Source organism: Brevibacillus sp. NRRL NRS-603 (genome assembly GCF_003013445.1).
Taxonomy (GTDB): domain Bacteria; phylum Bacillota; class Bacilli; order Brevibacillales; family Brevibacillaceae; genus Brevibacillus; species Brevibacillus formosus.
In genome coordinates this window covers 334,478-346,592 of record NZ_PXZN01000011.1, presented here as the reverse complement: position 1 = coordinate 346,592, position 12,115 = coordinate 334,478, and the positions used below count along the sequence as shown (strand labels likewise).

9 protein-coding genes are annotated in these 12,115 nt (G+C 43.1%); 3 read left to right on the top strand and 6 right to left on the bottom strand.

Annotated elements, in window-relative coordinates; all coding sequences use genetic code 11:
* Positions 1-18: 18 nt before the first annotated feature.
* The 4 genes from C7R94_RS07590 to C7R94_RS07575 form a co-directional block, all read right to left on the bottom strand.
* Positions 19-966 (bottom strand): SLAP domain-containing protein, encoded by a 948-nt coding sequence (locus tag C7R94_RS07590; RefSeq protein ID WP_106779580.1) that lies wholly within the window; start codon positions 964-966, stop codon positions 19-21.
* A 91-nt stretch (positions 967-1,057) separates the two neighbouring features.
* The gene (locus tag C7R94_RS07585; RefSeq protein ID WP_106779578.1) at positions 1,058-2,002 is read right to left on the bottom strand and encodes an accessory Sec system S-layer assembly protein; all 945 of its coding nucleotides are present in this window, start codon (positions 2,000-2,002) and stop codon (positions 1,058-1,060) included.
* Positions 2,003-2,573: 571 nt separating this feature from the next.
* On the bottom strand, positions 2,574-2,777 hold the full coding sequence (locus C7R94_RS07580) for a hypothetical protein (protein WP_158264657.1): 204 nt from the start codon (positions 2,775-2,777) through the stop codon (positions 2,574-2,576).
* 39 nt (positions 2,778-2,816) lie between these two features.
* Complete coding sequence (locus C7R94_RS07575; RefSeq protein WP_158264656.1) at positions 2,817-5,780, bottom strand: hypothetical protein; 2,964 nt, start codon at positions 5,778-5,780, stop codon at positions 2,817-2,819.
* A gap of 414 nt (positions 5,781-6,194) precedes the next feature.
* Between C7R94_RS07575 and C7R94_RS07570 the strand changes: the two genes are divergently transcribed.
* The 3 genes from C7R94_RS07570 to C7R94_RS07560 all read left to right on the top strand — a co-directional run bounded on the left by C7R94_RS07570 (position 6,195) and on the right by C7R94_RS07560 (position 10,106).
* Complete coding sequence (locus C7R94_RS07570) at positions 6,195-8,120, top strand: Ig-like domain-containing protein (protein ID WP_106779571.1); 1,926 nt, start codon at positions 6,195-6,197, stop codon at positions 8,118-8,120.
* Positions 8,121-8,373: 253 nt separating this feature from the next.
* Complete coding sequence (locus tag C7R94_RS07565; protein WP_106779569.1) at positions 8,374-9,237, top strand: tyrosine-type recombinase/integrase; 864 nt, start codon at positions 8,374-8,376, stop codon at positions 9,235-9,237.
* A gap of 56 nt (positions 9,238-9,293) precedes the next feature.
* Positions 9,294-10,106, top strand: a complete 813-nt coding sequence (locus C7R94_RS07560; protein ID WP_106779566.1) for a hypothetical protein — start codon at positions 9,294-9,296, stop codon at positions 10,104-10,106.
* A gap of 160 nt (positions 10,107-10,266) precedes the next feature.
* Here C7R94_RS07560 and C7R94_RS07555 read toward each other — a convergent pair whose 3' ends face one another.
* A complete protein-coding gene (locus tag C7R94_RS07555; protein ID WP_106779564.1) occupies positions 10,267-10,902 on the bottom strand; it encodes a hypothetical protein in 636 nt (211 codons plus the stop codon).
* Positions 10,903-11,431: 529 nt separating this feature from the next.
* Positions 11,432-11,680, bottom strand: coding sequence for an Ig-like domain-containing protein (locus C7R94_RS07550; RefSeq protein ID WP_106779562.1), 249 nt, complete (start codon positions 11,678-11,680; stop codon positions 11,432-11,434).
* Positions 11,681-12,115: the final 435 nt, after the last annotated feature.

The following is a 12,115-nucleotide window of genomic DNA, read 5'->3' as shown; positions in this document are numbered from 1 at the left end:
CCTCAAAAGCATTGCGTTTTATTCTACGTCAAGTGTCCATCTTTTCAGGTCGGCATCAGGCTTTTTCACTAAATGTGGCGGAAATACAATCATCCACGGACGGCTGTAACCCGGCTTCACATTAATGCTGCTTGCGTCCAGTACACCTGATGCTACCAGATCACCATTTGCATCAGCAATCGTCAGCTTGATTTCATCTGGACGATAATCATGGGCCATCCCATTGCGGAAGAGCATCGCCGCTACCAGGTGTCCTTCCTTTGTCATCCCGATGTCAAAACCAGTAACCTGTACGGTGTTAATCGGAATCACTGGCAAAGACTGCGTCAACGCTTCCAGACGATCCTTTTGGCGATCAGTCATGCGCTTTTCCATTTCGGGATCGATCTCCAGATTACGAGGCCATACATGCGAATTTCTCCCAGCCTTCATTACCACTTTCCAACGGTTAAAGGTGAAATTATCATGCAGATAGCTCTCTTCCGGGAACAATACCTCCCATGGACGGCTGGTATGCGGAGGAATTGCCCCCATATCTGACAAATCCACCCTGATCCGTGCAAATGCGTTATCATCAAGATAAATCGCTAACCCAACGTTTTTAATCCGCACTGGCTTATTTGTGGAGTTACGGAAGAACATAGCTACCGTCATGCCGTTTGGCTGGGGAATCATACTGAATCCCGTTACGCTAATCATGCCTTTACGCATCTCTGGCAATTCTTCTTGCAAAAAGCGAAGCGTATACTTTTTCTCGGAATCCAGCTCGGTCTCCCAAATCGGGCTTAGAGACAATTCCGTACGAATTTTTTCAACTCCACCTACAGACTCTTCCTGTTGCTCGGTGCTTTCCACTTCAACCTCTGTGTTTTTCAACTCAGCGACATCGATAGCAGACTCTTCTTGAATGTCTTTCTTCAGATCCTGTTGATCCTTACCTAATAAATTCTTCATAAAGGAAAACATAGGCTACCTCCTCACACGTCCGGACACGAACGAAGCTCTCTTATCATGATAAACTTTTTTGACTAGCCCATGCAAATTCCGCTCTCTTGCATTAGGCTCCTTGGGGAACGCTCACTTTCCAACGGGACAAGTCAAGCTCTTCCTTTTGAATGCTCTCTGGCGGGAAAATAAACAGCCACGGCTTGCTCGTATTGGCATTTACAGTCAGGCTTCCTAGTTCAAACAGGCCCTCTGCCACTTTATCCCCGCTTGCATCATAGAGCGCCAGCGGCAACTTTTCGAAGGACAGCGACTGTGTAGAGCCATTGCGAATCAAAAGCATCGCATTCAGAGCACCACTTTCGGTTCTACGAATCTGCACACTCTGTATGTTTACTTCTCCCTCTTTTAGAGCGGGGAGGTTCTTCGCCAATTCAATTAAGGACGTTTTTTGTTCATCCGTCAGCGCCTTAATCCAGGATTCCTCCAGCTCCAGCTGCTGTGGAAGGACCATCTTCTTCTGCGCCATCTCAAAAGCAATCTTCCAATTCACGAGAAGAACTTCAACTTGTAAAAAGTGTTCTCTGGCAAATACAAACGACCACGGCCTTGCAGAACGCGGCGGTATTTCTCCGAGCTCGCTCAAATCAAAGGATTGGCGGGTAAACAGCTCCTGATCCCCAAACAGTACCACCAGTGTCATCTCATTCAGGCTGATTGGACGGTCCGTGCTGTTTCGGACGAATGCTACCACTTCAATCCCGTCGTCATGCGGAACAAGTGAAGTCCCTGCCAAGGAGATATTCCCTGGCTGCAATGGTTCCAGTTCCTGAGCCATAAAGGAGAGCGAGTATTTCTCTTGCGCACTCAGCTGACTCTCCCAAGATTCATGCAGAGAGAGTGTTGTTGTGACGCCAGTTGATTCAACCTGTACCTGCTCCTCCTGATGTGACTGTTCGGTATCAGCAGCGGGAAGAATCGATTCCTCCTGGACCTGCTCTCGCACCTCATTGGTTGTTGGTTTATTCCCCATTAAATTCTTCAAGAAGGATAACATATCGTCGCTCCCAACTTTTCTCTACATCTATATATAGTTTCATTCGTCATCCACTATAGCATAGTGACATCCTTTTGCAACATAGAAAACTTGGCATTCCAAGCAGAAAACAAACGGCTTTTGCAACCTTTTCATTGCCCAATTCGTACTGTTAGTTATGTTAGGATACCCGTACGCAACAGGGGATGTCAAGGAATGGAAGGATGGGCGGTGGGACAAAAAAGGAGAGCCTGGTTTGCTCGCAGCCTCAAGGACCGTTTCTTAGTCGGTTTATACCATGCAAACACCTATGATCGTTCAACGTGTCTTCGTCGCATATCTAATGAAGAAAAAAATTTTATGCTTCCGAGCTGTCAGAAATTTTGTGTATAACATTTCCATAATGAGTTAAAGTTTACAACGTTGTTTATTATTGATAAAATGTAAGGGTCTAAACAAATAACTTGGGGAATTTCTTTTTTGGCCAACTGTCTTGTGCAGTTGGTTCTTTTTTATGTTCATAGCAAAAGAGCCTATCACGAATGCGATAGGCCCCGCCAGCGATTTTTTTTCGGACTTTTACGCCTCCCATTTATTGCGGTGGAATGTTTACATCGATATTCCCAGTTACACTGGCTGTGCCAATATTAAGTGATATAATAATACGCTCTTGAATAGAAGATTTTGTCTTGTTCTTTTGAAGGAGCTTAATTCTTCCTGACTCATCGACCTGCAAATATTCGGCTGCTCTGTTTCCACCGCCCATTCCCTCTGCATGCAATAGCTTCATTTGCACGTGGGGGTTCTTTTCCGCTCCCTCTTTCATGCGGATGATCTAGTCGGTGACATCTTCTCCTACCTGACTCGTACTCAATAGATTTACTGTTCGGTAATACTTATTTAGTTCTGCCTTCGCTATTTTAAAGATACTCTTTTCGCCCTTACCTGATTTGGGTTGGAATAATACTTCTACATACTTGATCGTACTTGCGGTCCCTGTTGTGAACATGATTTGGACATGCTCAAAAACGGTATAGTTAGCGTTGTTTTCTTGCATGAGCTTGATTCTTCCTGACTCATCTGCCTGCAAATATTGTGGAGATGTGTTACCTTCACCCATGCCCTCGATCTTATGCACCTTGATCCCTACAGCCGGATTTCTTTCGGGCCCTTCGATCATACGGATAATCTGATCCGTGACATCTTCTCCGACCTTGCTTGTACTTGGAATCATTACGCTTCTATAGTACTTCTCACTCTCATCATGAGCAGCTTGTCTGTCAATCAATCCATCTCCACCCGTTTGTGGTTGGATATAGACGTTTATATATGTTGTTGAGCCCGAATTCCCCAATTGGAACCTTATAGTTACATTCTCATAGACTGTTGTATTTGTTTGATTGGCTTGCATGAGCCTTATTCTCCCTGACTCATCCAGCTTCAAATATTGTGAGTTTACTCCGCCTCGCCCTGCAATTTGAAGAACCTTATTGGCAACTACAGGATTTTTTTGCGTTCCTTCGATCATACGGATAATCTGATCCGTAACGTCTTCTCCTACTTGGCTTGTATTCCGAATCAATGCGCTTTTGTAATACTTTTCACTTTCTTCCATGGCGATATCGAGGTCAGTCTTTCCTCCCTCAACTGATTTAGGAGGAATAGTCACATCAATCCGCGTAGTGGTACTCGCAGTCCCCGCTGTGAAGGTGATTTTCACATGCTCGTAAAGTGTAGTATTGGTGGTATTTTGTTGAAGCAGCTTAATTCTTCCTGCGTCATCCAGCTGCAAATATTGCGCTGGTTTGTTTGCTCCACCCATTCCCTCGATTTGTCGTACTTTGTATGAAACATGTGGATTTTTTTCGCTCCCTTCTATCATGCGAATAATTTGGTCGGTGACATCTTCTCCGACAACGCTTGTATTCGAAATCGTTGCTGTTCGGTAGTACTTATCGCTCTCCGCTATCGCAACTTCCATTACAGTTTTTTGACCCGCACCTGTTTTCGGCTGAAATAAAACGTCTACATACTTGATCGTAGTCGCATTCCCGACTGTGAACATGATTTGGACATGCTCAAAAACCGTAAAGCTGGAGTTGTTTTCTTGTATGAGCTTGATTCTGCCCGACTCATCTGCCTGAAAATATTCGGCTGCTTTATTATTTCCGCCCATGCCCTCAATCTTATGCAGCTTGACCGTTACAGCAGGATTTTTTACAGGTCCATCCATCATTCGGATAATTTGATCCGTGACGTCTTCTCCTACCTTACTCGTACTTGGAATGATTACGTTTCCGTGGTACTTGTCACTTTCCGCTCGAGCAATTTGCATATCATTCGTTCCGTCATTACCAACTTTCGGTTGAAGATACACATCTATACGCATACCGGTAGCCGACGTCCCGACTTTGAGCGTGACGTGCACATGTTCGTAAACGGTTGAATTTGTAAGATTTTCTTGCATGAGCTTGATTCTTCCGGACTCATCCAGCTGCAAATATTGTGCGGGTTTGCCTCCTCCGCCCATCCCTTCAACTTTCACAATCTCGAGTCCTACCGCAGGATTTTTTTGCGTTCCTTCTATTAAACGGATAATTTGATCCGTAACATCTTCTCCGACCTTGCTCGTGTTCCCGATTAATGCACTCTTGTAGTACTTATCACTTTCCGCCATGAGAATTTCTCGGTCACTCAGCCCACCCTCATGAGCTTTGGGCAGAATATCTACGTCTATTCGGAAGATCTGGCTCGCAGTACCTGTTGTAAACATGATTTTCACATGCTCGTATAGGGTCGTACTCGTGGTATTCTGTTGAACCAAATATATTCGACCTGATTGATCAGCTCGCAAATATTGTGCAGGTTTGTTTCCTCCACCCATTCCTTCAATTTGATGAATTTGAACCTGGACATTTGGATTCTTGCTCATGCCCTCTTTCAAGCGGATAATTTGCTCGGTGACATCTACTCCGGCTTCTGTCGTTGCAGAAATCGAAGCGACTCTGTTGTATTTATTCACTTCATCTTGGACGATTTGGTTATCATTCGGCTCCCCAGTATCACCCTTTGGCTGTATGGTGACTTCTACCCGCTGTCCTGTGCTCGTGTCGTCTACGGTGAACCATACATGTACAAGTTCTTTCACAGGCATTCCGGTGTTATTTGGCTTGACTAGTATCACTCTGCCAGTTGGATCAAGCTGCAAATATTCCACCGGGCGTTCGCTGCCCTTCATTGGCAGAACTTTTTTCGCTGTAACCATCACGAGCGGGTTCTTCTCGTTGCCTTCGATCAGGCGAATGATTTGGTCGGTAATATCGTCCCCTGCTTTTACTGTGTCAGGGATTGTCGCTGTTTGTTCATACTTGGGCATTTCTTCGTCGGCTGTTCGGAGATTGATTGTTTCCTGGATGCAATAGTCGAGACCAGCTTGGACATCTTTTTGATCGAGAAACGGTTTGTACTTTACCAGATACACCATACGTGAATAGGTATCTTGCTTGTACTCTTCGGTGAATCCATCAAAGGCATCAGAAAACTTGAGTTCTAAGATTGGATCGGATAATGCCTCACGCATTTGAGAAATCGCTGCCTGCTCCTCTTCCCTTGTCGGGTTGTCACTGATAGTGATCACGTTGATTCGATCGATTGCTTCGGATAACGTTCCCTCTTGAGCAAGAGCTGCCAATGATCCTGTTGGTGAGAAAGGTAAGATCAGTGCGAGAGCTACAAACGTTAGAAAAAACTTTGACATGATTAACTTGAAGCGATTGCCTCGGTTTTTTTCGTTCATCATATGCGCCTCCATTTATTTATAATCACAACGATGTAAATTATAGAAATATTTAACATTCTTGTATAGGTATTTTTTCCTAGATTAAAATAAAAAGCTTATCGCGACTCTACGATAAGCTTCTGATTCTATGGTATTCGGCATTTCATTGAGAGATTTGTCCTTCCAAAGGAAAAACTACACTTCCATATTGTGGGGATTTCCATTACTTAGCAATCAGCTACATCCATATTCCTTTTTTCTACAAATGATGGGTAACATGGACACTATGAAAATACTTGCAGGACGTGATTTGCTGAAATTGGTGAACAATTAGAAATTATTGTAAGGGTTAGTGCTATTAACCAAACTCAAGTTAAAGTTGTTTTCAACAAAGAAGTTGACAAAACTTCCGCTGAGACTGAAGGCAACTACAAAGTGAATGCTACTGCATTGGTAGAAGGTACAAGTACTGGTCAAGCAACTGCAGCTTTGGAAGCAGACAAAAAGTCTGTTGTTATCACTTTTGCTGACAAAAAACCTAACAACACAGCTTTCACTTTCCAAGTTGATGGTGTAACTGATGTTGAAGGTAACAAAGTAACAAGCGAAGTTCAAACTGTTACTGTACTGGATACTGTAGCACCAACCATTACTGAAACAAAATTTGCTGCTAATGGCGATTTGACTATTACTTTCTCTGAGCCACTTGCAGCTACACAACAACCGATTGTTCGTGTAAACAACACTCCAGTTGCACATACTCCAGTTGTTGCTGGTGATAAGGTAGTAACTGTACCAGCTGCTAACTTGCCAGCAATCGCTGGTGGTGCAACTGCAACTGTATTTGTGTCCAGTGCGCAAGATACAGCTCTGAACACAATGGCTGTATACAACGGCACTGTTGTAAAAGCAGTTGATACTACTAAACCTGCTATTACTTCTGTGACTCAAACTGGTCAAAACACAGTTAAAGTTGTATTGAGCGAAGAACTTGCTGGCGGTGCTTCTGCACTGGAAGCAGCAGATCTCAAGATTCTGATGGGTTCTACTGTTTATACTCATGGTACTGCTAATACAGTAGTAACTGTTACTCCAGATGCTAATGATACCACAAACAAAACTTATGATGTATCCTTTAACCTTGGTGGAGCTGGTGCACCTAACTACGGTCTCTATGCTTCCAACACAGCTGCAACTGCACAAGTTACTTTGATTGTTGATGCTAATGCAATTAAAGATGCTTACAACAATGGTAACGATGCGTATACACAAGCAATCACATTCAACCGTGATGCGCAAGGTCCACGTTTCGTTTCTTCTAAAGTAGCTGTTGACAAGAAAACATTGGAACTTACTTTCGATGAAGCATTCCAAGGTGCTGACACAGCAGTAGATGAGACAAAACTTCTCATTACGAATGCTGAAGGCGTACGCTTTACTGCTCTGGATGCAACTACCGTTGTTAAATCCGATAATGATAAAGTTCTCGTGGTTGATTTCACAGGTGCTGCTGAAATCGAAAACGGTACTTACACAGTACAAATCGGAGCAGGTGCAGTAAAAGATGCTCTTGGTAACTTGAGTGCAGCAGCTACTACTACAGTAACTGTAGGAAATGCAACTGATACTGTAAAACCAACTGCTACTCTGGATACTGAAACTACTACTGATGCAGCAGTAACTGGTGTTAACAAGTTTGTTGTAGACTTTAGCGAAGAAGTAGGAGCTTCTGCTCTTGATCTGGCTAACTACAAACTCGACGGTGTTGCACTGGATAGCACAAAAGCTAGCATCTACTTCAATAGCTCCGCTAAAAATAGCGTAACTATCGAACTGAAAGCTGAAACTGTAGCGTTCGGTGCTCAAACTGGTACTCCAGCAACTCTGACTGTAAGCAATGTAGCTGATAAAGCTGGCAATGTTATGGAAAAAGCTGCTGATTTCGGAGTTAATATCGCTGACAACACAGCTGCTGTTCTGCAAACTGTTCAAGTTCTGGGTAACGACATCGTTCTTACTTTCAACGAGAACATTGACAGCACAACTGCAACAGCAATCGACGATCCAACTAAACTCTCTGCTGAGTTCGAAATCTTGGTAGGATCCGATGCATTGACTTTGGGTACTTTGGGTACTGACGGTACTGGTGGTACAGATGGAGATGCAGCAGTATCTCTGGTAGCTGGTAACGCAAAACAAGTGAAAATCTCACTGACTCCTCAAGTTAACGGTACTGGTTACAATAATCAAGTTTCTTCTAACTGGGATCCAACTAAAACAATCACAGTTAAAACTACTGGCGAAACTCTGAAAGATGCAAATGGATACGGAGTTAAAGCTGACGTAACTGCTCATAACTAATCGAACAGTTAAGAAAATACCCCATACGCAGAAATGTGTACGGGGTATTTTTCTGGCCGTTCGAAAAAATTATGTAAAAAGATGAAAATGGTGGAAGTATAACTGAAAACTTATAACTTTTTCAATCAGATAACACATTCTATTTAAAGGATTTAAATAACCAAACTACGGATATACTAAAGGTGTTACCCGCATATTTCGGCTACTCTTTTTGTATTAGTATGCTGACATTCATGGTGGTGTTTTGAAACAAATGGTTTTAACCCAAGCAGTAGATATTTTCCTGCAATACTTGTTCTCCATTGGCCGGAGTGAACAGACGATAACGGGGTATAAAAAGGATTTGACCTACTTTACCCGTTTTCTGGAGAGCAAATACAACTGTGAGCCATACGTCGATGAAGTAACAGCAACGGATATTGAAGATTTTCTTTTATATCTGAAATCAGAGCGTTCCTATGCTCCTGCCAGCAGACAACGTAACCTTCATACTTTTCGTTCATTCTTTGCTTATGCACATAAAAAAGAATGGGTACCTCGCAATATTGCGTTGTCCGTCGAGAAAATAAAGGTGCAGCAAAAGGAAAGAACATACTTGGAAGAAGAAGAAGTAAATGATTTAGTTAACGCCATCGACCACTCGCTAATTAGACTAGTGGTTATGGTTCTCTTCTTGACTGGTATGCGCATATCAGAATGCCTGAACCTGACATTAAATGATGTGAAGTGGGATCAGCAGGTGATTCACGTAGTAGCCGGTAAGGGAAACAAGGATCGCTTTATTCCAATCTCTCCCCGTTTACTGCCAATGTTGAAAGAATACGTATTGCATCATCGACCTGATTCTGATTCAAATCGATTTTTTTGTACCAAGAAGAGCGGTAAACTATCACCGGTATACGTCAATCGAGAAATTACGGAAGCCGTCAAACGATTAGGGTGGAGTAAGAAGGTAACCGCACATATCCTCCGCCACAGCTTTGCAAGTCAACTAGTAAAAAAGGATGTTAATCTGGTTCAAATACAAAAGCTTCTAGGACATTCATCTTTGAACGTAACCAGTGTTTATACACACACCAATTTAGATCAGCTGCGAGATGCTATCAGCCATTTGTAGGTGAGTGTATAAAATATCCAAACACTTTAAAAGAGAGATAAATAGGAGTGTAGAGAGTGGATATACGTACAGAGAAAAAACCAATCTATGACGAGCGTGTCAATGAGATATTGCGCGGCATGGTTGAGGGAAAAACGCGAGATGAGCTAGCGAAGGAATTGGGACATAAGAATTACAAGACATTAGATATATACATGCGTCGCAAGAACTTTATGTGGGATCGTTATAAACAAGCTTATGTACCTATACATACAAGTACTGAGAAGTGGGATCCAAGCAAGGATTTAATGAAGTCTACAATGGAGTCGACGATTCTCTCGCTCTTTCAGAAAGAAGGAGCAGATGCGAAGACGATTGCCAAGCGTATGGGCTTTCAGGATCATCGGGAGCTGGCAACATATATGAAGGCAAAAGGATACAAGTGGTGTTCTGATACGAAGAACTATGTGAAGGAATATGGGAAACTGGCCGATAAGGATATGCTTCATAGCGAAGCAGTGGCAAAATCATCTAATGAAAACCCACTGGAGGTTTTCGAGGAGGCTTTTGGAGCTTCTAGAACTGTTCAAATGGGCTCAAACCAGATGGATCAGTATCTGCCCTTACTCGAGCTTTTGGAGCGCAACAGAGGCCGTCTAGTCGATCTGATTGTTCCTGGCTCGGAATCAGGTAAAGTTCCTCGTTATGCCGTACCTGGTGTTTTCGTTACGAAATCCGTTCATATGACAAATACACTCGATCAAATGGTCCGCGAATACAGCAAGGAAAAAAATATTAGTCAGAGAGATATATTCGCTGTGGCATTGATTGAGTTTTTCAAACGATATGGGTATGAGAGAGAGATCAGTACATTGATTGGTAAAGTGTAAGTCGATTCGCCTTCTGGTCCCTGTATTATGCTACGGGATATGGAGGCTTTTTATTTTTATATCATACAAGCGCAAATCGCTGCGATACAAGAGAAAGAGCCTGCCTCTTAGAGGCAGGCTCTTGTGAAGAATTAACGGATTTAAAGCTTCTGATTGAAAACTATTTACTCGTCACTGTAATTGTGATATTTTGATCTGCTACTGTTTTTGTAGACGTAAATGTTACTTTCGCCCCAGAAACCGTGATAGTCTGACGGAATAACCCTTTTCCATTGTTGAGTGCTTGAAAAGCAGATGCAATTTTGTCTGTAATTTCAGAAGGTGTTTCTGTACCTTGAAGGGTAACAGTAACCGTCTCATTCAAGTAGTTTCCGTCGGTAAAGTTAACACTCAAATCCTTCGAGCCAGAAGCTTCAGTAATTTCAAGTTCATTTACCTCAGCTACTCCGTCCGTACCAGCAGCTCCCTTTCTCCATTCTGAACCTGCTCCAGTGACCCCCGTCGCGTCAAGATCTTCTAACGTGATGGTAATATCTTTGTCTGCCTCTTGAGTTGGTTCTTTAATATAAATAGTCATACCACTTCCTGTCATATCATAATCAAATCCCAATTCTTGATAGATCGCATCCATCAGCTTGTAAAAGACTGTTGTAGTATTGTCATTCATGTTTACCGTTTGAATAATGTCTTTTCGAGTCTGGCCATCATCAAATACTACCTTTATCCTTCCGTCTTTATTTGCACCTGTTAAAATTTCCAACTGATTCGTCTCTTGTGTACCACCGGTCGGTGCCATACCTTTTGCTACTTCCTTAGCATTCCAGACAATCTCGCTATTCTCGTCTTATCCCGTTTGAAATTTGGGGTTATCACGAGCCTACACCGTACGGGCGACTTTCATCGCATACGGCGTTCCATCAGCGAATAAGGAAATGTTACGTCTTACAATGGGCATCTTCATCCTATCAAATGCTTCTCACAAATTTCTCACAAACGTAATCGTCTTAGCGAGTGATGCTAGCAGCCGTCTAAAGCAGGATGAGCCGCAAAAAAGGACTGCAGAAATGATATCTCTGCAATCCTCCTAGGAAATTGTTCACTTGTAGATTGGAGAAGCGACAACTCCCATTGTAAGTTCTCGTAATCTTCTTATCCGCTGACTGGGTTCCTTCGTTTCGGCTAGTTTCCCCTCCCCGGCTTGCCTTCCGCAAGTACGACTTCACCTGACTTCACGGGAGCAGTCGTATAGGGCTGCTTGCCATGCAGGAGGATTAGGCTCATGAGTCATAGAGCTGTTCTCATGGATAGGATTTGCACCAATCACTTTATGAAACGCTCACCTCAAGGCGGTCAAGAACAGTACCACCTTTACCATCATCTGCTGTCACCATTACAGTCGCATGACTTGAAATTCCGTTCGTAGGATGAAAAACGATTTTTCCATAGTTTGGACTACCAATCATGTCGTTAAATGTGTATACAATGCCAGGTCCACTTTCAATCGCAACCGTAATAGTCAAAGTATCTCCATCAGGGTCAGAAAAATAATCTGTAAGCGAGATAACCTCCGACATCGCATCATGTGGGAAAACTACATCTGGAATTCCATACCCTACAATTATGGGCTCTCGATTGCTATTCTCGACTTATACTCTTCACAAAATGAGAGCTTTCGATTCGAGACTACACCGTGCGGGCGACTTTCATCGCACACGGCGTTCCATCATCGAAGAAGTAAGAATCAAAATCAAGAAACAACAAAGTAGGATTACAGAAACAATCACTCTGCAATCCTACTTTGCTGTTCTTGATTTGTAGACTTGAGAAACTACAACGCCCATTGTAAGTTCTCGTGTCCTTCTTATCCGCTGACTGGGTTCCTTCGCTCCGGCCAGTTTTCTCCTCCCCGCCTGTGTTACCACTACGGGTACAAACGGCAAGCCATCCACACTACTACGAACCCGCCGGCATCTTATCAGCCTCACTGGTGCTACCCCACCTCTTCTGAT